Source organism: Chryseobacterium sp. SN22 (genome assembly GCF_008329705.1).
GTDB lineage: Bacteria > Bacteroidota > Bacteroidia > Flavobacteriales > Weeksellaceae > Chryseobacterium.
The window spans coordinates 83,225-107,660 of sequence record NZ_VTSX01000019.1 but is presented as its reverse complement, the minus strand read 5'-3'; the positions used below and the strand labels follow the sequence as shown (position 1 = coordinate 107,660).

Here is a 24,436-nt window from a genome sequence, read left to right as displayed (position 1 = left end):
TAAATTTTTTAAGTTATATCTTTTATTAGTGAAATTTATATACTTTTAAAAAGTCAATAATGATAAACTTTTAATGTTGAAAAATATTAAAATAAAACAGCAATTTAAAGTAATAAATCTTAAAATACTTGATAAAAGGTATATAACGGGAAACAATAAAAATAAAATGAATAAAAATATTTTTATTCTATAATTGTTATTTTATCTTTTCTCACATTTTTTTATTTAAGTATATCTTTAAATAATGATTTATTACGTATATTTTCGGATTGGAGATTTTATATGAACTATTATGTATATGTATTCAATTTTGATAAAGAAAATAAATATTAGCAAACTTATATAAATATTAATTATTAAATTTTATTATGAAAACTTTAAAAAAAATGAGTTTTGATTTGGCAGTTAAAGAATTGTCAAGAAACGAACTAAGAGGAATTATGGCTGGAAGTGGTACTGGCGCAGGGTGTTTGGACAGATGTACCACAAGTAGCAATTGTAGTGGCGGATGTTCACTATGTAAATACTACTATGGTGATGGGACATATCGTTGCTTCACGTATTAATAGAAGTAATAAGTTAAGTACATATTGCATGTAAATTAATAATCAAATTTTTCCTATTAACTTTAATTATAAAGTGTAGAAGAAAAATCAAAAATTAATACTTGGCTTTTGAATTAAAAAAGACGATTTATTCGAAAATAATTTTAGAATAAATCGTTTTTTATTATATAAAATTTAAACAAATTTAATAATGAATGTTTTTCATAAATTTATTATATTTTTCTTCTTATCTTTTTTTTACTCATATATTAATTCTCAGAATAAAATTGATCAAAATGAATTTGTACTAGACGGTACTATAGACAAAGTCAATACGGGCTATATAGTACTTTCATATAGTGACTTCGATAATAATATACGTCAAGATTCCTGTAAGGTAATAAACGGAAAATTCTTATTTAAAGGTAAAGTGAAAGGGGCTGCTATTTCAAATTTACATTATATTCCAAATTCCTATTTTTCATTTCCTGATGATATCACACTGTTTTTGGAAAAAAATTTAATGAGCATTAATATTTCAAAGGATTTTGTGTTAAGAGAGGTGCACGGCTCAAATGCACAGAATGACTGGACAAAGATAAATAGTTCTGCTACGTATATAAAAAAAGAATCTTTGTGGAGAATTATAAACGAAATGGATCCTGAAAATGTGGATTATGAGAGGAATAGAAATAGGCTAGATTCTATAAATAAAGAACAAATAATTTATGACTATAAATTTACTATCAATAACCCATCGTCTTTTATAAGTCCTTATCTTCTAGCTCTTCGTTTCGAAAGAAAAGAAATTAGTATAGATTCAATCGAAACAGTATTTAAAAAGTTGACGCCTGCGGTTAAGAAAAGTAGCTTTGGGGAAGATTTAAAAGACAAAATTATAATGAGAAAGTCTTCAGCCGTTGGGCAGAAAGCATATGATTTTGAAAGGACCGATATTAATGGAACATTGCTAAAACTTTCTTCTTTCAAAGACAAAAAATATGTCTTACTCGACTTCTCTGCTAGTTGGTGTAGACCCTGTAAGGAACAGCTTCCAAAATTAAAACAACTTTTTGAAAGGTATCATAAAAATGATTTGGAGATTATTGTTGTGTCTTGGGACTTAGATGAACAATCTTGGAAAAAAGGAGTCCTTAGAGATGAGATAAATAATTGGTATAACATTTTGGACTCTTTAAATCCGAAAAATAACGGACTAAAAAAAATATATTCAGTTTCAGATATTCCAACTCTCATCCTGATAGATAAAGAAGGAATTATTATTGGGCGGTATGATAATAATACTTCAAACTTTGCAGTTAATAATCTGGAAAGTGAGCTGGAAAATATATTTGTATCAAAAAAAATAAATAGATGATGTTAACACAAAATTTAGAAGCGGTATTTTCCTATGCCAAATCAAAAAATATATATTTAGATCCTCAAGAGTTCAGGTTTCAGGTTGAAACGCATCCGGATTATCCGAGTCTATTAGCATTCTCTGATGCATTAAGTTTTTTCAATATACCAAATATGGCTTTTGATCTGCCTTTTGATGAAATAGATCATTTATCTGATTCTTTTGTAGCACTTCTTAAATCAGACAACAAATCTCAGCAGTCTAATTTATATCACATTACTAAGCACCATAATGACTATGTATATAAAGATGGTAATAAATCTCTTAAGTTAGAAAAAGATCAGTTAAAACCATTATGGCAAAACGTTGTATTACTCGCTGAAAGACCTGAGGAATACGTAGAAAAAGGTAAGTCAAAAGTTTTTTCTACAGGACTTATTTCTTTACTTATTATAATTTTTATTTTGGGTGCGGTTTGGTTTTTTACGCAATCTTTCATTTTGACTATAGCAGGCTTATTAATTTCAATCGGTTTATTTTTATCCATTGAAGCCTTAAAAGTAGAACTGGGATTAGAATCAAAAATTTCTGAAGGCTTTTGCAATATTATTGTCAATGCAGATTGTGGACAGGTCATTAATTCTACAAAAAGTAAATGGCTGCAGAAAATTAAAATAAGCGACATTAGCATTTGGTTTTTTACGTCTCAATTATTAGGATTGCTTATTTTTTCTGTTTCAGATTTTTCCAGTAAATTCTTAGATTACTTATTTATCTTACTGATAATATCTATTCCGATGACTTTTTATTCAATTTATTTTCAATATAAAATTGAGAAAAAATGGTGTCCTATCTGCCTGTCTATTATTGGAACTGTGTATATCGAGCTTGTCTGTTTATTTTTCTTAAAAAGAGACGGTGATATAGATATTAAAACATTTTTTCTATTTTCTGTAATTTTTTTCATTGTTGCTGGATTAATATATTTATTGAAACCTGTTTTGCTTGAAAGGAAATATTTAAATGATCGATATATAAAACAGTTAAGATTTGTAAGAAATTACGAAATCTTTAAAAATACTTTACTTAAATCTGAAATCGAAAATTTTGAAGAAGAATTTATCATATTAGGAAACCGTGAATCGAAAAATAAAATTTCCATTATCACAAGTCCGATGTGTGGATATTGTAAAGATGCTCATCATATTTTAGAAAAAATTATATCCCAACATTCCAATGATATTGCGATCAGCATTAGATTTAATTTTTCAGAAAATTTTGATGAAAAAACTAAGAATTTATTTTTACGGCTAGGAGAAATATATGAACAAAAAGGGGATAATATATTTATTTACGCATTGAAAGAATGGTTTGAAAACAAAAACTTTGAAAATTGGTTTTTTAAATTTGGAAAACCTGAGAATACAAATCCAGTCAAAGAAAAATTAGAAAAAGTGACAAAAGAAAATTATAATAAAGGACTACATTTTACGCCCAATCTGTTTTTGAACCAATACAACTATCCTAGTTTATATGACAGAGAGAATCTGGAATTTTTTATTGCCGATTGGATAGAAGATAACGACTTATGAAAAAGATTATTTTAATAACCTGTTGGTATGGCGAATATCCATGGTATTTACCATATTATTTACATTCTTGTAGCTTTAACCCAAATATTGATTTTGTTATTATCACGGATAATGAACAGAAGATTGCTTCCCTTCCAGATAATGTGAAAATTATTCATAAAAAGTTGGATGATATTATTGATGAAACATCAGCAAAAATTGGGTTTAGGATAAATATTGATACACCCTATAAGCTTTGTGATTTTAAACCAGCCTATGGTTTCATGTTTCCAGATCTTATTAAAGACTATGACTTTTGGGGACATTGCGATCTGGATATCATCTATGGAGATATACGGTCTTTCTTTACTAATGACTTTCTTGATAACTATGATTATATTAGTGTGCGTCATGATTATACGACAGGATGTTTTGCACTTTATAGAAACATAGATTTATTAAATAATTTTTTCAAGAGAAGTAAGGATTATGAAAAAGTATTTTCCAATCCAAAACATTATTGTTTTGATGAGTGTAATTTTGTTTGGGATGAGTTGACAAAGGGCATCTCTATTTTTGAGTTAGAAACTGAGATAGAGAGTTTTACGCATTTAATGAAAGAAGCTGAAATATCTGAAAGCCTGAGAACTCATTTTGACTTTATTTTGATGGAAGGATTTGTGGGCCATTTAAAATTTAATAATGGAAAAATAATCTATCGAAATAAATATGAAGCAATTATGTATCATCTCTTTTGGTTAAAAAAAGTATTTAATCCTATAAAATCGCCTAAGAAGATTCCTGATTATTATAGAATAAGTCCAACAAGGATATATTTCTAGTCAATATAAAAATCATTTAATTAGAGACCTGATATAAGAATTGTTTGATAACCTGTGGTCATGTAATTTACAATTTAATAAGGGAAATGCATCGATGTTGCAGAATAGGATTTATCATAAACTACGTGGGAATAAAATACATGAAATTCAAATTGTTTAAATAAAACAATAAAAGAAGTTAGTATAGTAGGAAATATGAAGATGAAAATTTTATTTAGTAATTTCGAAATTTGTAAAATTGTACAATAAACGCATGAGATTTTAAATAGTTTATTATCAGTTATTTATAATTTAAGTTGATTTTATACTCATTAGGAACGGAAAAAATAAGTAATTGATTTACTTTCGCTTATATTATTAAAAAATTAAAATTCTAATTTTATGCGTTTGCCTTAATAAAATTATAAAGATTCTCTTTTATTCAATTATTTCAGAAAGATTATAATAATTCTATGCATATTGATCACATTTTTTATTTATCCAAATTCGATAAAAGTTTATTGAAGATTACAGAATTAATCAGAGAACAATATTTTAGAGAGTACCTGATTATTAATTTTTCAGAAAAAGGAATTGTTAATACTAACATGCTTAATTTCATAAATAGGTGTATAGATGAAGCCCGGCAATATAAATGTGATCTGTTGCTAGGCGGTGTCATAGGATTTAATCGGACCTTAATGATTACAGAAAACTTATTTTGGATTGATGAATTTTTGGGTTTTAATTTTATAATTGTATTTAAAAGTTCGTACAATACTATAATTGAACAATCTGTTAAGCATGATGATCTCGGTTTAGAAAAGACCTTGTCATTAATGCTGGAAAATATATTTGTTATGTATCCTTTTGTTGAAATAGATTACGACTCAGACAACTTTTTATACATTCAGCAAAATAATCTATTTGATGAATTGAACCGAATTAAAAAATTTTATTTAGAGTAATAATTTATCAGTTGCCTTTATAAATCAAATAAAGATCATCATTACCATTACGATAAGACATGAGTGATTTAAGTTAATTCAAAAGCATGTATGATCAAAATAGATTAATTACAGATATTATTCTATAAGTACACAATAAATAATTTTCTATATGCAAATTCCAACATATATTATTAATCTAAAAAACAGGCAAGATCGTTTAATTAGTGTTCTTGAGCAGTTTAAGAACAAAAAAGAATTTGATGTAAATGTAATTGAAGCTTGTGAGAATTCAAATGGAAACGTCGGTTTGTGGCAAAGTATCACTAAAATTATAAATTTAGCAATAGAATCTGAGAATGATGTAATTTTAATTGTGGAAGATGATCATATTTTCACCAAAAAATATAATAAGAAGGAATTATTTAAAAACATATTTGATGCTTACGCTCAGGGAGCTGATCTTTTACTTGGTGGAATAGGTGGTGGTTTTAAATATATTGTTCCGACAGCCGATCAAAGATTTTGGATTGATCATTTTTGGTGTACACAATTTATGATTATTTATAAAAAATTCTATCATCCTATTTTAAATGTAAATTTTAGTAATAGTGATGCTGCCGATAATGTAATTTCAAATTTAACTATTAATAAGATGGTCATTCATCCATTCATTTCTATACAAAAAGATTTTGGATATTCCGATATACCGAATTTATTCAATAATAAAAAGTCAATTGAGATGTATTTTAATGAAGCTGACCAAGAACTCAATAAATATCAGGAAAAAATAAAATTATTTAACTCGCTAAAGTAAAATGTTATATAATCCGTATAGATTCAACCTATATTTACCTAGAAAATAAGAGTATTAATATTTCAATAAATGAAAGTTCCTGTTTGAAAAATACTTTTATAACTTTATTTTAAATGAATCTTGTACTGATCTTAAACTCTAGCTTCCTCTGTAAGTAGAATAACCGTAAGCCGAAAGGGTAATGGGAACGTGATAATGATTTTGGTCTTTTATTTCAAAGACTACCTCGATGAAGGGATAAAAGCTTTCGATTTTGTCTTTTTTAAAATAATCGTTCGTGTAGTAGATTAATTTGAAAATGCCCGTATTGGCATTTCCTTTTTCTGCCGGCAGGAAATCCGGGATCCTGCCGTTTGAATCCGTTTTCTTCTCATCCACAAAAGTCCAGAGCTTCGATTGCGCATTGTATTTTTCCAGTTTTATGCTGACGCCCGCAGCAGGCATGCCTTTGGATACGTCCAGGATATGGGTGGACAGCTGGAAATTTTTATTCTGTGCAGAAATGCCTGCTGAAAAAAGCATGATAAGAAAGGTAATGATAACTGATTTCATTGATATTTTAATTTAAATTTTAAACTGTTGATGTTGTGAGTCCATTCCTTCTCTGTATCGGGTAGGAATAAAGGAACTCCGGGCTTTATGGAAAGACATCCATCTTTATGGCAGATGTACCATACGAAAAATACCTTCAAAAAATATACCTTGTAAGACTTAGTAAGATCATCCATCATCATTTTATCGGTTCCGTTTTCCGGCTTTAAGAAAATTCATTAACTTAACGGTAGAATAAAGACAAAAAAATAAACAATGGTTAGACGGTTTCAGATTTTAAATATCATGGTCCTGGTGGCGACGATCGGCATCAATTACCTTTCAAACACCGGATATATTAACAATGAAACGATGGCGAGCATTTCTGCAAAATACCAGAACCTGTTTACCCCTGCGGGATATGCTTTTTCCATCTGGGGACTGATCTACCTTGGTCTTCTGGGGTTTGTCATCTATTACGGTCCGTTCACCAAAAATACGGAGGCCAAAGAAAAAACCGTCTTAAATACCGGCTGGTGGTTTATTATTTCATGTATTGCCAACAGCCTCTGGATTTTTACCTGGCTGCATGACTATACTTTGATCACAATCCCGGTTATGGTTTTGCTGCTGGTTTCCCTGTTGAAAATCATACGGAACAACCGCGGCCTGATTGAATCCCGCGATTTGAAAACAACCTTTTTTCTCCGCGTGCCCTTTTACATTTATTCAGGATGGGTCTCTGTGGCACTAATTGCAGATATCGCAGCCTATCTGAAAAAGATACAGTGGACAGGATTCGGCATTCCGGAGACCGGATGGACAGTCCTGATGTTTATTACAGCCGCCGTGATTCATCTGTATATGATCTGGAAAAAGAACATGAGCGCATTTGGTCTGGTAGCGGTCTGGGCCTTGATCGCTATTGCGGTGGCCAACCGGTATTCCAATCAGACGGTTTATGTTTCGGCAATTATAACGGCTTTATTTATTTTTATCAATATTGCTTTTAAACTGTCAAAGAAACAAGCTCTACTTTAAAAGGTTGAGGTTTATGAAGAATTATGACCTCACCCAATTTACTTAAAAATTTAAATTCAATGTAGTAATGCTAAACCATTTTACCAATCAGCATATAGCCGGCCTGGAGAAAAGGATCAGAACAGCACTGGTAAATTCCCTGAGCGCCTTCAAAAGCCTCAACCTGATCGGCACCGTCAATAAATCCGGGCAGACCAATCTGGCCGTTTTTAATTCAGTGATGCACATCGGGGCAGATCCGGCTTTAATGGGCTTCATTTCCCGTCCGGATTCCGTAGACCGGCATACCCTGGAGAACATAAAAGAAACCGGTTGTTATACCTTTAATCATGTGAATACGGACATCTTTGAAAAAGCGCATCAGACCTCGGCCCGTTACGGAAGGGAAGAGTCGGAATTCGATGCCGCCGGATTGGAAGTCGACTATAAAGACGGTTTTCCGGCACCTTTTGTTCAGGAATCGCGTGTCCGGATAGGCTTAATCTTAAAAGAAATCGTTCCGGTTCAGATCAACAGCACCCTGCTGGTGGTCGGCGAAATCACGGATCTGTATTTCCCCACTGAAATCTGGGATGCCGGTCAGGGCATCTTTGATTTTGAAAAGGCCGGTACTGTCGCAGGATCATCTTTAGACGGCTATCACGCCACTCATCTGATTAAAAGGCTGAAATACGCGAAGCCTTAGTACTGGTACCGTTAAATTCGGATCAATCATTTACGAATCGGAATTAGGGTTTTGTAATTCAGGATATTACATTTAAACCAGCCTGATTTAAATAGCACCCTGTACAAACAAGACATCTGAAAGAATTTTCAGATACAAAGTGCTGGCAAAAGAAGAAGAAAATGTATCTTTGGTTTTAGCAAAGTAAAAAACAATAAAGGTTGCGAGCGTTGAATCCTTTTAGGAAACCGATAAAAACAGAATCCTGTTTCGTTACACAAAGAGATTTTTAATTTTAAAAATAATATAAATTCTTATGAAAAAACTATTAACCTTCGCTGTGGTTTTGGCCGGCGTTTCTTTCGCAACAGCACAAACCATCGAGTCCGGAAGCCGCAATACCGCAGGCTACATCAAATCAGACGGAACCATCGAAAACAGCAGCCATTCGACCGTCGGTTACATCAAAAGTGACGGAACCATTGAAGACAGGAGCCACAGCACCATCGGCCGTGTAAAAAGCGACGGGACCGTAGAGAACAGGAGCGGTTCTACCGTAGGCTATGTTAAAAGCGACGGAACCGTAGAAAACAGCAGCCATTCCACTATCGGCTATATCAAAGATAACGGAACCGTGGAAAACAGCAGCCACAGTACCTTAGGCTATGCCAGCGGTGTGAAGAAATCATGGGCTGCCGTGGCTTTTTTCTTTTTTAAACTGTAATCCGGAGAATTCCGTATTTATGCATACATATAAATACATCATATATTAATTATATTGTATTTAGCCAGAACAATCTGATAAGGCTGCCCGCTCGGGCAGCTTTGCTCTTTTATAAAATTCCTGAATTTTAATTCTGATACATAAAGTTCTATTTCACAACTTGGAATATGTTTTGTTTATCCCGAAGTAGAACTTTTACTGATGAATGATAAATCTTTACCTCCTCAACCCCGACGCCGTAAATGGCTGATTTACACAATTGCCGTTATTGTCGTGCTGGCGGTTGCTTTTCCCTTCGCCCTGGAATTTTACCTGCAGCGGAAACTGCCGGATCTGGTGAATGATAAAACCCCGTACACCGTTAAGATCTCAGGGTTTAAGCTCAGCCTGATGTCGGGGGATATTACGGTAAACCAATTGAAAATTACCACCAAAGACCCGAAAAATAAAAAAAATACCCTGATTCAGGGAAGTGTAGGGCAGGTGACAATCACGGATTTCGGGATTATAAAAGCTTTGTTCAGCAAATCATACCATGCCGACCAGCTCTTGGTTTCGGACGGGAATATCAAAATCAGGACAGCGGTTCCCGATAAGAAAGACAAAAAGGAAAAGAAAAAAATCGATCTTACTTTAAATAACCTGGCCATTAAAAATGTAACGGCCGATGTGGAAGATGCCGGTGGTAAACCGGTTTTTAAGGGCGAAAATATCATGATCAGCCTTAAAAACATCACCCAGAGCAGCAACGATGCCAAGATACCGATTGCTTTTAAAAATCCTGAAATTAAAGGTTCACGTATTAAGATCGGGGTGAATGCGTTTTACGAAATCCATTCGGAGGAGGTAAAAGCATCGAAAAATTCATTAAGGCTGACGGTTTTCAGGCTGAAGCCCATTCAGAATCCCCAAAACTACAATTCAAAAAATATTTTTGACTTTTCCGCCAAAGAATTTACCGCTGATGATTTCAACATCAGCCAGGATTCGCTGATTGTTTCCAAAGTATTCTTTTCAGAACCGGATCTGAAAGTGACCTCTACAGGAAAACAAGCCGTTGAAAAAAATAAAAATCCGAAAGAGATTGAAATGAAGATCGGGATGAAAAATATTTTCTTTCAGAACGGGAAAATTACCGTCCTTCAGCAGGACCGGGAAAAGACGGCTTCGGTCGAGCATTTTAACTTCAGGCTGAATGATATTGTTTTTGATAAAAATACCGTGAAGGAAAAAATTCCCTTCCGTTTCACGAATCACGATATCGAAGCCGACAACATTTATTTTAAAGCAAATCCGGCGCAAGCCGTCAGGGTGGAAAAGATTACTTCCAAAAATTCGGATATCATCATCAACGGTTTCAGGATGCTGGCCTTGCAAAAGAACATTTCAAAAGATGTATTCACTGCGTCCGCCAGTCAGATCAGGTTGCTGAAAAATAAAAGCCGTTATATGGGTCAGAAGCTGAACATTGATTTTGCCGGCATCGTTATTGACCGTCCGGACATTACCGTCAGTTCCCCTGCAAAAAAGGCATTGTCCAAGAAGAAAAATACAACGCCCCCTGACTTTGCTGCGAAGATAGGTTTTATTCACCTCACGAACGGTAAATTTTCGCAAGCCATCCGGAATAAAAATAAAATGTCGGTTGGGTCATTTGATGTTAAACTGGACGGCATCTATTCGGACCAGAAGGTTTTGGAGCACACCATTCCGTTTACCGTTCGGAAAAGGGATATCAAAGCAAAGAAGATACATCTCGATGCCGGAAAATATTATACTTTTTCAGCAGCCGGAATAACGAATTCAGGGATGACCACGGAAATGACGGATCTGCGTTTTACCCCGAAATATTCCCGTACAGCATTCAGCCGGGTCATTGCCACAGAAACCGATCTTTATACCATTGCAGTCGGAAAAGTACGGGTAGAAGACCACCGGTCGTCTTTTGAAAAAAATACCGTTATCGACCTGAGCAGAATTGATATCGACCGCCTGGACTGCAACATTTACCATGATCTCGCGCCGCCTGATGATAACGCCATCCGTTATTTTTTCAGCAAGAAGCTCAGGGAGGTGAAGGTGCCGCTTTTTATCAAAAACATTAACCTCAGAAACTCCGAGCTGACGTACGAAGAAAATGCGGAGAACAGCAATATCCCGGGAAAAATTACCTTTAATAAATTCAATGCGCAGATTGCCAACGTCAACAATGCCAAAATCAAAGGGAGACCTACGGTGATCAATACCGATGCGCAGTTTGATTTTTTCGGCACGGCAGATACGAAAGTGAACTGGAGGTTCAATGTAAAAGACCGTGCGGATAATTTTACCATCAAAGGCGATATCCGGAATCTTTCTGCTGAAAATGTAAACCTTTTCGTCCGGCCTTATCTGAATGTAACGCTCGATGGCCAGATCGATTACCTGAAGTTCGATTATTACGGGAATTCCGGAGGCATTAACGGGAAGTTCTATTTTAAATACAATGATATGTACGTCAACCTCCTCAATAAAAAAGGAAAAGAACGGAAGCTCCTGACCAAAATTGCCAACTGGTTTGTAAAGGACGATTCAAAAGGAGAACCGGAGCATGTATTGATTGAAAAGAAAAGGGATCCCGAGAGAAGCTTCTTCAATATGCTTTGGCAGGGAATTATGGAAGGTCTCAAGAAATACATTATTTAAAACAGAGTAATCGGCATTCTTTTTGCCAGCCTACTAAGCATTGATGAGGATAAGGACGACGAATGGTGCTTATCCTCATTTTAATTAATACACCGCTTTTTATGAACAAATATTATCCGTTATTTTTGCTGCTGTTTTCAAATTTTCTTTTTTCCCAGTCGAAAATCATCGTCAAAGACTCCGAAACCCATCTGCCGATCACCAGTGCTACCGTAAGTTGTGACCAGGCCATGCTGGGTAAAAGCAACAGTTCGGGAATCCTCTATTTTACTTCAGACTGTAAAAAAGTAGCCGTTGCTGCGCCTGAATACAAAGAAGCAAGCTACCTTACCGATCAGGTGATGGAAGTATTTCTGGTAAGAAAAGAGCCGAAAACGAAATCCATAGAAGGCGTGGTCTTATCAGATAAAAGTGATCCGAGGGCACTGGAAATTTTACAGAAAGTAAACGACAATTACAATCAGAACGCTCCGCAGAGCCTGGATTCGTATGCTTATAAATCGTACGAAAAAATAGCCATGGACCTGGACCAGGACAGTATTGAAAGCTATAACAATTACATAAGAAAAAGAATCGACTCACTGGAAAAGCTTCCGCAGAGAGCAATGAAGCCCAAAGATAAAAAAGACTCGTTGCAGTCTGTGCAATTGGCTCAGTTAGCCGGCCAAAGCAAGATGTTTCTTTGGGAAAGGGCTTCTGAAGTAATGTATTCACAAAAATACGGTGAAAGAATCAACATTCTGGACAATCGTGTTTCCGGCCTAAAGCAGCCTTTGTATGAGCTGATGGCCTTCCGGTCAAACCGCAACAAAATCCCTAAAGAAGTAAAAGAAGAAAACAGAAACCTGTACCGGTTTTTCCTTACCGATTCTATTGGGATCGACGGCCGTGAAAATTATATCATCAGATTCAGGCAGGTAAGCAACAGGGAAGCGAGGGACCGTAAAAAATTCAACGGCTACCTTTATATTGACAAAGCTACCTATGCGCTGAAAAAAATCGAAAGCGAAAGCAGCGAAGCCAATGAAGGGACGATCACCAGCATCTGGACACCTGTAAATGACAAATGGTTCCTGCTGAAAGAAGATTACAAGCTGAAGGTAAACAGCAATGTCCTGGATATGAACATCAGCCTGAGAGGGGAGAAACGGGAAAAGAAAAAAGACAAGGGTAAAAAATTCGGAACCTATGCTTATGCAACTGCCGATTATTTTGATATTAAAACACCGATTGAAGAAAATCCCAAGGACTTTAAAGGGTATACCATTGCCGTAAAAAATTCCGATGGAAAACTGATGGACGAATACCGTACCGAAAAGCTTAACGAAAGGGAAGAGAATACCTATGTAAAAATAGACAGCCTGGGCAGTGCCTACAAACTGGACCGGAAAGCCAAAGGACTGACCGGACTTTTAAAAGGAAGGCTCCGTCTTGGAATGGTGGACTTCGATCTGGCAAGAGTATTCGGTTATAATAAATACGAGCACGTCCGTCTTGGTTTGGGAGTTAAGCTTAACGAAAGATTTAACAAATATATTTCACCGGATGCCTATTTTGCTTACGGCATCTATGATAAAAAATTCAAGTTCGGCGGTGGAGTAGATATAAAAACAACGTTGGAAAAAAACTCATTTTTCAGAATTGAATATTTTAATGATGTAAATGCAGCAGGACGTTTTTCCGAAAACCTGTGGAATTTCAGGATGCAGATTATGAATTCGGGAGTAGCGATCAATAATAATATTTTTTATGGCTATGAAGGCTTTAAGGTAAGCTACGAAAACGATATCACCAATGGACTGACCTTGAATGTAGCAGCCAGGAGATCACAGGAAGAAGCCCTGTTCGATTACAGTTATAAAGGTCTGGGGAACCGTTTCGACATCACATCAGCGACCTTTACCCTCAAATATTCTCCGAATTCCAAAAATGTAATGACCCCTGAAGGTAAATATACCTACGAACAGAATTACCCGGAATTCTATTTCAATTATGAGCAGGGCCTGAAAGCATGGGACGGCGATTTTAATTTCAGCAGGTTTGATGTATTGATCAGCCATAACCTTAAAACAAAATTAGGCGTTACCGGAATCCGGGCTTATGGAGGGCTTATGGTTGGTGATGCGCCCATCTGGGAAAATTTTACCATGAACGGACTGGCCAACGGAAGAGAAGGCTTAAACTTCAACCTGACGTCCTATCTGGGGTTTGCCACCATGGAAGGGGGTAAATATTACAATGATAAATTTGCCGGCGTCTATCTTACCCACAGGCTGCCCTGGTATTTCAAAAGCTTTGGGAAGAATGTCTCCAGCTTTGATGTCATCTACCGCGGGATTACCGGTGATATGAAAAATCCTCAGGACCACCAGTTCAAATTTGAGACCCTGAACCACCTGTATAATGAAGTCGGCCTGGAGTGGAACAACTTCCTGTCCTCCCAGTTTAACCTCGGGTTCTTCTACCGGGTAGGCCATTACAATACCGGAAACTTCAAAGATAATTTTGCCATCCAGTTTAAATTAAAGCTGTTAGGATTCTAGAAATAAGAAATAGATAAAAAAGCAGTGGTTTCAAACCACTGCTTTTTTATTTGATTTTTACAGAGAATCTGATGGATGGACGCAATTGGAGCCGACACATCTGGGTATTATAAAATCTTCCACAGATCTGGAGATTTTCACAGATTACTGGTGGCTTCGACTCCGCTCAGCCACCGGATGGGGTTCTTTAAATAATAGGATTTAAAAAGAGGATAGCGGCAGAGAAATAAAATGCCAGATCGGTAACAACCGGTGAGGCTGCTGCAACAATATATTCAATGCCGATAGACAATAACCTCAGGTGAGACCATACATCATGTAAAAAGCGACAGGAGGCACACGGTCCTATCAGAGAAATCAGCATCCAGAGATTTTTGACTGCCCGGCAGATAAATGCAGTCATCTGTGCTAATCCGTGCCCATCCGTGGGTTAAAAATTTTCGATACTCAATCTCAAGTCTTCTGAAATATTTTCAGGCCATCACAAAAAACGCTTCTTTGGATAAGGGTTTACCTGCATGAATCGGTGAAACCTACAGCCTCAGCGCCAGTAAAGCTCCGATCAGCGCAGGGATCATCACAACCGTTCCGAGTTTCAGAAATGCCCATCCGTTCATATCATAACCGTTTTTTCTCAGTTCTTTCAGCCATAAAATCGTGGCCAGTGAACCTGTAATGGAAAGATTCGGGCCGAGATCGATCCCGACGAGAATGGTGCTTCTTACGGCTTCGGGCAGGTGAATGGCGGAAACCGCTGAGCCGGCAATAAGCCCGGCAGGCAGATTATTGATGAGGTTGCTTCCGAATGCTACCGCCAGTCCGGCCAGCCATGAAGCCGTTTCCGTGGCATGGAGCGCTTCCTCTGCCAGTTTTTGTGACAATGAATCGATAATTCCTGCCTGCTGAACCGCTTCTGCCAGAACAAACAGACCGGCGACCAGCGGCATGACAGACCATGAAATATGACGGGCAAATTCCACAGGATTTCTTCGTCCGGCTATCAGAACCAGAATGGTTGTACTTACTCCTGCAACGGCAGTCGGCAATCCGAGATCCCGGTTCATGGCGGAAGCTGAAAGCAGGAGCAGCGTCGTAAGGATAATCCCGGCAAGCGCCATCTTTCCTCCGGGAAGTAAAGGTTCAACCTCAATATCATAATCAATGGTTTCTTGCAGCAGCTTTTTCTGAGTCACGAAAAGCATTAAGAAAGTAATGCCTACTGAAAACAGCGACGGCAGCAGGTAAGTGCCGAACCATACACCCAGTGACGGCATTTCCTTTCCATATATCACCAGATTGGCAGGATTGGAAATCGGTAAAATAAAAGAAGCGGCATTCGCAATAAAAGCACAGATTAAAAGATAGGGAAGGGCATTTTTTACTTTTGCCCGGCTTACCGCAACGGCAACTGCCGGAGTCAGGACAACGGCGGTGGCATCGTTCGACATAAAAGCCGTTACAATAAGGCCAACCAGATAAATCAGCACAAAAAGCCTGAAAGAAGACCCTCTGGAAAACCGGATGGCATAACCGGCGAGCCAGTCAAAAAGTCCTTCCCGGCGTGCGGTTTCAGCCAGGGTCATCATCCCGATCAGGAAAAGATAAACATCAAGGCCTTTCCCTATACCCGTCCAGGCATCTTTTAAGGAAATCAATCCAAACACAAGCAGCAGTAAAGCTCCGGCAACGGCCCAAACTGCTTCCTGGATTTTATAAGGGCGGATAATTACGCCGGCAATGGTAACAGAAGCGATAAAGCAGATGAAAAATTCACGGTTCATGAGGAAGGGGAAATAATCTTTATTTGATAATGGTTAAACGGTAAATGATTTAAGTTTTTTTAAATGTATTTGAAGATGGAATTTCTCTGCGAAGCATGGTGATCGCAAAAATATAAATTCAAATAAAATCTGCTGAATCTGCCTCAGATTATATTATTCAAAATAAGATCATGTTTAAATATTAATTCAGAAAATTTCTGTCATCGCTCTTGATCTTAATTTTTACTACTGTGGAGCTTTTGCTTAATTCAATGAATAAAACCGTACTCGATAAACTTACTTTTAAAGCCAGACATCTTAGTTACTTAAGGGTACAAAATAAACTCCAAATCTAAACAGGATCTAGATCAGAACTGACTACAGAATTTAAATTTAAGAGGGTTCTGAACAGGCTTCGGAGGGTGCGCATTCTTTCTTCATGGTTTTGGCATTAATGATCCACAGGGCAATGGAAATCACGGCAATGCTTCCCAAAATAAGAAATGCTGGGCTGTATCCCATCTGTTGGGCGATCCATCCGCCGATAGCCGGACTCAGGGCGGCACCCACTCCCTGAACCGTCATGACCGCACCCTGTCCGATATTGATCCGTCCGGTTCCATTCAGGATATGGGCTACCAGCCCCGGTACGGCCACACTCTGCAATCCGGCTCCGATACCATCCAGGATTTGCACGGGATATAACCCGGCCTCACTGATCATCCGGGAAGCAATCAATCCTCTGAGCGGAAGGGACAGGAAAGAAATCAGCATAATCATCCAGTACCCGTTTTTTTCAGCGATTTTCATTCCGGCAATGGAGACAGGAATCATGACAAGCTGGGCAATTATCACTGTTAAGGCGACAAACATATAGGCATTCTCCTGCATTTTTGAGGCTGCGGCCATTCCGTAAAGGGGAAGAAGGGCGCCGTTACCGAGATGGAAGCAGGCCAGTGCGCCTGCGAGAATCAGCAGGGGTTTGGATTTCAGCAGGACATTGAGCCCGCTGGCTTTTTCATTCTGTTCGGCATCCGGTTTCATTCCCCGGGCGGCTTTATTGTCTATGCTGTCGGCCGGGATCATCAATACGCTGATGATGGTTAAAATACCGAAAAGGGCAGCAAGCAGAACAACGGCAGCCATTCCCCATTTCAGTCCGAGATAGCCGGATAGGGCTGCACCGGCCACATTTCCGGCATGATTGAAAGCCTGGTTAAGTCCGTTCTGTCTGTTAAAACCCTTCTGTTTTACAATACCCAGGGTAATACCCACAACGGCAGGCCCGATGGCCGCTCCTGCAATTGCCGTGGCTACCTGAGAAAGACTGACCACCCAGAAGTTCTGGGAAAGAAGGATGAGGGCGGAAGCGATAACCGTAAAAATCCCGGGAATAATAACGAATCTCCGTTTATGGTTCGTGGAATCGATCACGGCACCGGCAGGCGTCGTCATCAGCATTCCGGCAACCCCGCCCAGCGACATTACCGTACCGATGGGCCCGCTCTGCCATCCTTTGGATAAAAGAAAGATCCCTAAAAAAGGACCGATACCAGCCTGCATATCGGCCATGAAGAAATTAAGTGCCTTCAGGGTGCTAAGTGTACGCTGCCCGGCAGAAGCCATTCTTTTCATAGATACTTCAGTATTAACTTGTTTGGTGTAATAGAAAATTATTTTCGGAAAATGCTGAGATTTACTGATTCACCGGTTTTTAATTTATCTGTAATGCTGATTTTTTAACCCTGCCAAAAAGTATTCCAATATGATCTTGGTCATATTAATAATTTGCAGGATGGTCTTAACAGCAGGAACTATAGCATTTAGATTTTAACGGATGTTTAACCAGGTTAAACTGCTGTCAGAATTCAAATCATTAATTGTAACCGCATGAACCGGTTCGGATATGATCTTCAGATAAGTTTCAGCGGGAATCTGCGGAAGACTGAATGACAGACATTGGGCAGGCAATGTTATAACGGAAGCCGGATTTCTCATCCTGGATACCGGAAGGGGCTGCCGGCTGTTTCTGTTTGTCAATGAGCATTTAAACAAGGAATCCAAAGTTTAACGTTTGTTATCCCGCATTACAATCCAGAAACGCAGGTGAAGGAATGGTTTAAATTTCTGAAGATTTTCCGATGATTTTATCAATAATGATTACGGAGCAGCCTAAATATGAGATACAGGATATAATAAGACAGATATTTTAATCTTAAACACGGTTACATTCAGATTTGGTTTTGTACTCAGTAATTTAAGCAGCCCGGTGGTTAAACGCATTTAAAGTTAAGGAGTCACCGGTTGAAATCTTTGGAAATCTTTTGGTAAAATAATCATGATATCTAAACATGCATTTTTTCAGAATGCCGAATTCTGATCTGCAATCAAATTAAAACTTTACCAGGCTGGAAGAGTTTATGATTTTGGTCATGTTCTTAAAATGTTGAAGCAGTTGGTTCGTGCATTCCGCTGTATGGTATTGTATTATCAGACGGTTATTGACGAAATTTCAGGACCTTTTTTTAAGCATTGGTCAATATTTGTCCGGGAAGACCCCGTTTGTAAAATATATGGGCATAATATTTGGTCTGGTAGATAACGGTAATCGATAAACCGTTGAACAACAATTTCACGGATATTTCGAACATTAAATGTGCAAGTAATTTTATACTTTATGGATGAAAATAATCTCGGACTTTATTTAAAAGCATTGGACTCTGCAAATTCAGGAATTATCATAACAGACAACAGTCTGCCGGATAATCCTATTATTTACTGTAACAAGGCATTTGAAAAAATTACAGGATACAGCCATGAAGAAATTATCGGCCACAACTGCCGTTTTCTGCAGATGAAAGACCGCAGCCAGCCTGAACGTGCTATTTTAAAGGAACATATAGAAGAAGGGAAAGAGTGCCGGGTTGAAATCAGAAACTATAAGAAAAACGGAGACCTGTTCTGGAACGAACTTTATATTTCTCCTGTGAAAGATGAAAACGGAACCACTACCCATTTTATCGGAGTTCAGAATGATGTTACCGACCGCAAAAAGGCGGAACAGGACTTAAGGGAAGAAAAAGCAAGCGTAGAAAAGAAAGTCAGTGAACGTACCAGAGAACTTCAGGAAAATGAAGCTTTCCTTTCCAGCATTATTCAGACGGTAAGGGAAAGCCTGCTGGTCCTGGATCCTGATTTCAGAGTGATCAGCGTCAATTCTTATTTCCTCAAAACTTTTAAGGTAACCGAAGAGGAAACCATTGGCAAAGTATTATATGAACTGGGAAACCATCAGTGGGATATCGAATCCTTGAGGGAACTGCTGATTAATTTGTTGCCGACCAATAATCCCGTAATTGATTTTGAAGTGGATCATGATTTTCCTTATATCGGCCGGAAATTAATGCTGCTTAATGCATACAGGATCGAATTTGACGGGCAGTATAAAGACAAAATCCTTCTGGCTATAGAAGACATTACCGATAAGAGGGATATCGACCGCCGTAAGGATGATTTTCTTTCTATCGCCAGTCATGAGCTGAAAACACCTTTAACCACGATAAAAACGCTGGTACAGTTGCTCGAACGGATGATTGATAAAGGAGCTGATGACAAATTCACATCGACCCTTCACAAAGTATCTGCAAATATCGAAAGGCTGAATAATCTGATTAACGAATTGCTGGATACTTCAAAAATCCACTCGGGAAACATTGAAATCACTCGCAGGCCGTTTGATATCAATGTTCTAATCCGCGAGACGGTGGACAACAGCTTATATAATGTATCGTCTTCACATCGTATCGAGATCAAAGGCGGCACCAATGCTATTGTGGAAGGGGATGAAATAAAAATATCCCAGGTATTGAATAATATTGTATCCAATGCCGTTAAATATTCTCCGGGAGCCGACAGAATAGAAATCATGCTTGGCAACGTAGGAAACTTTGTAAAAGTGTCAGTAAAGGATTTTGGCGTGGGAATTGATTATGATGACAGATCCAAAATCTTTGAAAGATTTTTCAGGGTAAAGGATGTACAGCAAAAATTTTCCGGACTGGGCATCGGCTTATATGTAAGCCAGGAAATCATCAAGATGCACGGCGGTACCATCTGGGTAGAAAGTGAACTTGGAAGCGGATCTGTTTTCAGCTTTACATTGCCTATTTTAAAAATGAAGAAAAGTGAAAAATAAAACAATATTAGTGTGCGACGATGAAGAGGGAATACTCGATGTGGTCGAAATGATGCTGGATGCAGAAGGTTTTACAGTATATACTGAACTTGAAAGCGCCCATGTACTCAGCCGTATCAGAGAACATGCTCCGGATTTGCTTATCGTCGACCTCTGGATGCCTGTGATGTCCGGCGACGAAGTTATCCGGAAGATCAGGGGAGATAAAGAGGTCAGGTCCCTGCCTATCATGGTAATGTCCGCCAGCCGCGATGGGGAAGGGATTGCTTTTGAAGCCGGAGCAGACCGGTTTATTTCAAAACCTTTCGATATCGGTGCTTTTGTATCAAAGGTTGAGGAACTGATCGGCTAAAAAAAGCCGGTCTTATTGTATTGTATATTGTCGAATCCTATTGTTACTGTTCATCAGCATGTTAATACGGAAAGAAAAAAAAAGGAAAATTCTTGTTTTTGATGATGACGTCATGACACTGGAAATCATTTCTTTAATTTTCAGCGAAAAGGGATATGAGGTTTCAGTTTCTGAAACTACCTTTAATATTCTGGGAATTGTAGATCAGTTTAAACCTGATCTCATCGTCATGGATAACTGGATCCCGGACCGGGGCGGGGTGGAGGCTACACTTCTTTTAAAAAATAATATTAAATACTCAAAGATTCCTGTCCTGTTTATCAGTGCCAATCTGGATATTGAAAAACTGGCTTCCTATTCCTATGCCGACGATTACATCAGAAAACCTTTTGATCTTGATCATTTCGAACAGAAAGTAACCGTATTGCTGAATATCTGAATGTAATTAATCATCCATATTTTTCTTTCCATTCGTTTTTCATTTTCTTATATTCCGGAAGTTCTTCGGCTTCTTTCCATTTTTTATAAAATACATCGGCGGACTTCGCTTTTTCAGGGTCTCCTGATCCGCGTTCCAGCAGTTTGTAGTTGTCGGAAGCGTCATATTTCTTTCCGCCTTTGTAGTTAAAATACCGCCTGGCCCGGGTAAAACCCATCTGCAGATATTTCCTGGACATATCTGCTCCTACAAAATCATTTTCTTTTACATAGCGAAGAAACAGCCCGAAGATTTTTTCTGAGCTTTCCAATGCAATTTCCTCATTTTTAAAGCGCCAGTATTGCCCGATCTCACTTTTGTACGGCTCGCAGATCAGTACGCCCTGTTCACCTTTTCCTACCCTGTACAGTTCCGGGTGCTTATGATAGTCAATTTCAGGCTTCCATTCATATTTTTCAGCATTAAAATGTAAGTAGCTGGGCGTATCTTTTTTCATAGGAATGAGCTTAAGGTTAAGGATTGTCGCAAGAATTAATAATGGTAGTATTCCCGGTCCGGGAGACTTTACACTTTACTAAAAGCGCCAACTATGGTACAGATCTCAAAAATAAAGCCATATTCAGATAAGCTGTTCAGCTTATCATAAAAAGCGTGATACCACAAGATGGCATAATAATTTCAGGGTTCAGGTTAAATTAAAGAAAATACAATGAGTGGAAAATTTATTAAAATCCTGGGATGGGTGGCAACAGTAACGGCAATGGCCATGTATTTCTCTTATATTCCCCAGATTTCCGGAAATTTAAGCGGCCATAAAGGAGACTGGCTGCAGCCCCTGGTGGCAGCCGTCAACTGCAGTTTATGGGTCACTTATGGATTTATTCAGAAACCGAAAAAAGACTGGCCGATCGTTGTTGCCAATTCGCCGGGCGTCTTCTTCGGACTGTTTGCATTCATCACGGCCCTGTAAAACCAATTTTCACTGTTTATAAACAGATAGGAAACGGATAGTCATATTATCTTCAGGTTTATTGCGCAAGTAAAGGTATGGCGAGCAACAGCCAAAAAAAGAGCAGGCTTCAGGCCTGCTCTGCATATGATGATTTGATTAATAATTAATGTCTGTAATCCTCATCCTCATCCTCATTCTCCTCGTAATCTTCATCTTCTTCGTAGTCTTCATCTTCATCGTCATAGTCTTCATCATCGTAATCCTCATCATTTTCTCCTTCTTCATCTTCTTCGGAAGCGTTGAAATTAATCGATGTCTCAGCAATGTCAGTCAGATCACGGTCGGTTTGTTCTTCCTCATCCAGGGTAGTCTGTAAAAGATCTGCCGCCTTATACAATTCCAGGGTTTCTGCCAGGGCAACCAGTCCGCCGTATGTCGCTATTTCGTAATGCTCCACTTTCTGTGCTGCGATGATAAGGGCTGCATCTCTTGTCATAGTGCCTTCTTCGGTTTCCTTGATAATGTTTTCGCTTTCCTTTACGATTCCGATAATGGCATCGCATTTTTTGGCTTCCGGACTTTCATCAATGGATTTGAAAACTTTTTCCAGTCTTGAAATCTGCTTCTGGGTCATCAGATGATGATCTTCAAAGGCTTCCTGAAGCTCTTCTGTCGTAGCTGCTCTCTGCATCTTGGGCAGAGCTTCCAGGATATGTTTTTCTGCGAAATAAATGTCTTTTAGGGCATCCGTGAAAAATTTATACAGCGGTCCTTCTTTTGAAGTTTCGGAAACGGAAACTTTTTCAGCAGGCTGTGTTGCTGTTTTTTCATCCTGCTTGTTTTCTTCTGTTTTATTGGGGGTCTGCTTTTTATCAGCAGATGTTTTGGTATCCGCTTTTGCCTTTGTAGCAGGTGCTTTTTTAGCAACTGTTCCTTTAGGTGTAGCAGCCGAAGATTTGGCGGTTGCCCTTTTCTTTGGAAGAGGCGGTTGTTCTTCAGCCATGGTTTCAGGACCTGCATTAAGAAGATCTGAAGCTATTTTTTCTGTATTATCTGTTGCTTTTGTTGTATTTGTTAAGTTGTTGGTATCCATGATTTGATGTATAAAGGTTAAGTAAAAAAGCCGGCCTAGGCAGCCGGCCTGTATAATAGGGTATTAAGAGTTTCTGCCTCTTCCGTTGCTTCTGCTTCCGAAACCGCCTCTTTTTGAAGATGTAAATCTTCCGTTTTCATCTCTCTGCTGATTGCCGTTTCCTCCGGAATTTCTGCCTGAACCAGATCTGGAAGAAGAGCTGTTGGAGCTTCTGCCGTCACCGTTTCTGCTGCCTTTCGGTCTGCCCGGATTATCATGTCTTCGGTCGTAATTACCGCTGTCTGAATTGGAAGAACGTCTTGAAGAAGAGCCGTTGGAGCTTCTGCCGTCACCGTTTCTGCTGCCTTTCGGTCTGCCCGGATTATCGTGTCTTCGGTCGTAATTACCGTTGTCTGAATTGGAAGAACGTCTGGAAGAAGAGCCGTTGGAGCTTCTGCCGTCACCGTTTCTGCTGCCTTTTGGTCTGCCCGGATTATCATGTCTTCGGTCGTAATTACCGTTGTCTGAATTGGAGGAACGTCTGGAAGAAGAGCCGTTGGAGCTTCTGCCGTCACCGTTTCTGCTTCCTCTCGGTCTGCCCGGATTATCATGTCTTCGGTCGTAATTACCGTTGTCTGAATTGGAGGAACGTCTGGAAGAAGAGCCGTTGGAACTTCTGCCACCGCTGTTTCCGCTGCCTTTCGGTCTGCCCGGATTATCGTGTCTTCGGTCGTAATTACCGTTGTCTGAATTGGAAGAACGTCTGGAAGAAGAGCCGTTGGAGCTTCTGCCGTCACCGTTTCTGCTTCCTCTCGGTCTGCCCGGATTATCGTGTCTTCGGTCGTAATTACTGTTGTCTGAATTGGAGGAACGTCTGGAAGAAGAGCCGTTGGAGCTTCTGCCGTCACCGTTTCTGCTTCCTTTCGGTCTGCCCGGATTGTCGTGTCTTCGGTCGTAATTACCGCTGTCTGAATTGGAGGAACGTCTGGAAGAAGAGCCGTTGGAGCTTCTGCCGTCACCGTTTCTGCTGCCTCTCGGTCTGCCCGGGTTATCATGTCGGTGATCGTAATCATCGTCGTCATGATCTTCTTCCTCATCATAATCATCGTCATCATCATAATCATCGTCATCATCGTCATACTCATCATCGTAATCGTCATCATCATCATAATTATTACGATATCCGTCAGAATAGTCATCATCCTCGTCATCGTAATCCTCGTCGTCATACTGGTCATCGTAATCATAACGGTCGTCCTCATCATCGTAACGATCGTCTTCACGGTCGTAAGAACCGCCTCTTGAATTGTTGTAATTTGAGCTTCTTCCTGAAGCATTGTTGGAAGAGCTGGATCTTCCTGAACCTGAATTTCTTCTAGTTGACATAAATTAATATTTTATTGGTGTGCGGTAGAAT

20 protein-coding genes are annotated in these 24,436 nt (G+C 38.6%); 14 read left to right on the top strand and 6 right to left on the bottom strand.

Annotated elements, in window-relative coordinates; all coding sequences use genetic code 11:
* The first annotated feature begins 756 nt into the window (after nucleotides 1-756).
* From FY557_RS14050 to FY557_RS14030, 5 genes are all read left to right on the top strand, one after another.
* Entirely contained in the window at nucleotides 757-1,923 is a 1,167-nt protein-coding gene (locus FY557_RS14050) for a TlpA disulfide reductase family protein (protein WP_149247869.1), read from the top strand.
* Entirely contained in the window at nucleotides 1,920-3,497 is a 1,578-nt protein-coding gene (locus FY557_RS14045; RefSeq protein ID WP_149247868.1) for a vitamin K epoxide reductase family protein, read from the top strand. Before FY557_RS14050 ends, FY557_RS14045 begins: the two co-directional genes overlap by 4 nt.
* Entirely contained in the window at nucleotides 3,494-4,318 is an 825-nt protein-coding gene (locus FY557_RS14040) for a DUF6625 family protein (protein ID WP_149247867.1), read from the top strand. Before FY557_RS14045 ends, FY557_RS14040 begins: the two co-directional genes overlap by 4 nt.
* 500 nt (nucleotides 4,319-4,818) lie before the next feature.
* On the top strand, nucleotides 4,819-5,265 hold the full coding sequence (locus FY557_RS14035) for a hypothetical protein (protein ID WP_149247866.1): 447 nt from the start codon (nucleotides 4,819-4,821) through the stop codon (nucleotides 5,263-5,265).
* 151 nt (nucleotides 5,266-5,416) lie between these two features.
* On the top strand, nucleotides 5,417-6,061 hold the full coding sequence (locus FY557_RS14030; protein ID WP_149247865.1) for a glycosyl transferase: 645 nt from the start codon (nucleotides 5,417-5,419) through the stop codon (nucleotides 6,059-6,061).
* Between the two features lie 138 nt (nucleotides 6,062-6,199).
* Here FY557_RS14030 and uraH read toward each other — a convergent pair whose 3' ends face one another.
* Nucleotides 6,200-6,613 (bottom strand): hydroxyisourate hydrolase, encoded by a 414-nt coding sequence (uraH, locus tag FY557_RS14025; protein ID WP_149247864.1) that lies wholly within the window; start codon nucleotides 6,611-6,613, stop codon nucleotides 6,200-6,202.
* A 255-nt stretch (nucleotides 6,614-6,868) separates the two neighbouring features.
* Here uraH and FY557_RS14020 point away from each other — a divergent pair, with 255 nt between their 5' ends.
* The 5 genes from FY557_RS14020 to FY557_RS14000 all read left to right on the top strand — a co-directional run bounded on the left by FY557_RS14020 (nucleotide 6,869) and on the right by FY557_RS14000 (nucleotide 14,249).
* Nucleotides 6,869-7,633, top strand: coding sequence for a tryptophan-rich sensory protein (locus tag FY557_RS14020; protein ID WP_149247863.1), 765 nt, complete (start codon nucleotides 6,869-6,871; stop codon nucleotides 7,631-7,633).
* Between the two features lie 67 nt (nucleotides 7,634-7,700).
* Nucleotides 7,701-8,318, top strand: coding sequence for a flavin reductase family protein (locus FY557_RS14015; protein WP_149247862.1), 618 nt, complete (start codon nucleotides 7,701-7,703; stop codon nucleotides 8,316-8,318).
* Between the two features lie 295 nt (nucleotides 8,319-8,613).
* On the top strand, nucleotides 8,614-9,021 hold the full coding sequence (locus FY557_RS14010; RefSeq protein WP_149247861.1) for a 5-fold beta-flower protein: 408 nt from the start codon (nucleotides 8,614-8,616) through the stop codon (nucleotides 9,019-9,021).
* Between the two features lie 201 nt (nucleotides 9,022-9,222).
* The gene (locus tag FY557_RS14005; protein WP_149247860.1) at nucleotides 9,223-11,706 is read left to right on the top strand and encodes a hypothetical protein; all 2,484 of its coding nucleotides are present in this window, start codon (nucleotides 9,223-9,225) and stop codon (nucleotides 11,704-11,706) included.
* Nucleotides 11,707-11,807: 101 nt separating this feature from the next.
* Nucleotides 11,808-14,249 (top strand): DUF5686 family protein, encoded by a 2,442-nt coding sequence (locus tag FY557_RS14000; protein WP_149247859.1) that lies wholly within the window; start codon nucleotides 11,808-11,810, stop codon nucleotides 14,247-14,249.
* Between the two features lie 533 nt (nucleotides 14,250-14,782).
* Here FY557_RS14000 and FY557_RS13995 read toward each other — a convergent pair.
* Both FY557_RS13995 and FY557_RS13990 read right to left on the bottom strand, forming a co-directional pair.
* On the bottom strand, nucleotides 14,783-16,030 hold the full coding sequence (locus tag FY557_RS13995; RefSeq protein WP_149247858.1) for an arsenic transporter: 1,248 nt from the start codon (nucleotides 16,028-16,030) through the stop codon (nucleotides 14,783-14,785).
* Nucleotides 16,031-16,402: 372 nt separating this feature from the next.
* On the bottom strand, nucleotides 16,403-17,644 hold the full coding sequence (locus FY557_RS13990; protein WP_149247857.1) for an MFS transporter: 1,242 nt from the start codon (nucleotides 17,642-17,644) through the stop codon (nucleotides 16,403-16,405).
* Nucleotides 17,645-18,686: 1,042 nt separating this feature from the next.
* Here FY557_RS13990 and FY557_RS13985 point away from each other — a divergent pair.
* Genes FY557_RS13985 through FY557_RS13975 form a run of 3 tightly spaced genes read left to right on the top strand, consistent with a single transcriptional unit; the run spans nucleotide 18,687 to nucleotide 20,995 of the window.
* On the top strand, nucleotides 18,687-20,204 hold the full coding sequence (locus FY557_RS13985) for a PAS domain-containing protein (protein ID WP_149247856.1): 1,518 nt from the start codon (nucleotides 18,687-18,689) through the stop codon (nucleotides 20,202-20,204).
* The gene (locus FY557_RS13980; RefSeq protein ID WP_149247855.1) at nucleotides 20,194-20,556 is read left to right on the top strand and encodes a PleD family two-component system response regulator; all 363 of its coding nucleotides are present in this window, start codon (nucleotides 20,194-20,196) and stop codon (nucleotides 20,554-20,556) included. Before FY557_RS13985 ends, FY557_RS13980 begins: the two co-directional genes overlap by 11 nt.
* Nucleotides 20,557-20,614: 58 nt before the next feature.
* Nucleotides 20,615-20,995 carry a PleD family two-component system response regulator gene (locus FY557_RS13975; RefSeq protein WP_149247854.1) on the top strand — a complete coding sequence of 127 codons (381 nt, stop codon included), beginning with the start codon at nucleotides 20,615-20,617 and terminating at the stop codon, nucleotides 20,993-20,995.
* A gap of 10 nt (nucleotides 20,996-21,005) precedes the next feature.
* On the opposite strand, the gene FY557_RS13970 is transcribed toward FY557_RS13975, so the two are convergent.
* Nucleotides 21,006-21,491: a DUF4385 domain-containing protein gene (locus tag FY557_RS13970; protein ID WP_149247853.1), complete on the bottom strand. Its 486-nt coding sequence runs from the start codon at nucleotides 21,489-21,491 to the stop codon at nucleotides 21,006-21,008.
* 213 nt (nucleotides 21,492-21,704) lie between these two features.
* On the opposite strand from FY557_RS13970, the gene FY557_RS13965 reads away from it, so the two are divergent.
* A complete protein-coding gene (locus FY557_RS13965; protein WP_149247852.1) occupies nucleotides 21,705-21,965 on the top strand; it encodes a SemiSWEET family transporter in 261 nt (86 codons plus the stop codon).
* A gap of 145 nt (nucleotides 21,966-22,110) precedes the next feature.
* Here FY557_RS13965 and FY557_RS13960 read toward each other — a convergent pair whose 3' ends face one another.
* Together FY557_RS13960 and FY557_RS13955 are read right to left on the bottom strand one after the other, a co-directional pair.
* Entirely contained in the window at nucleotides 22,111-23,040 is a 930-nt protein-coding gene (locus FY557_RS13960) for a ferritin-like domain-containing protein (RefSeq protein WP_228451793.1), read from the bottom strand.
* A 63-nt stretch (nucleotides 23,041-23,103) separates the two neighbouring features.
* Nucleotides 23,104-24,405, bottom strand: a complete 1,302-nt coding sequence (locus tag FY557_RS13955; RefSeq protein ID WP_149247851.1) for a hypothetical protein — start codon at nucleotides 24,403-24,405, stop codon at nucleotides 23,104-23,106.
* Nucleotides 24,406-24,436 lie beyond the last annotated feature (31 nt).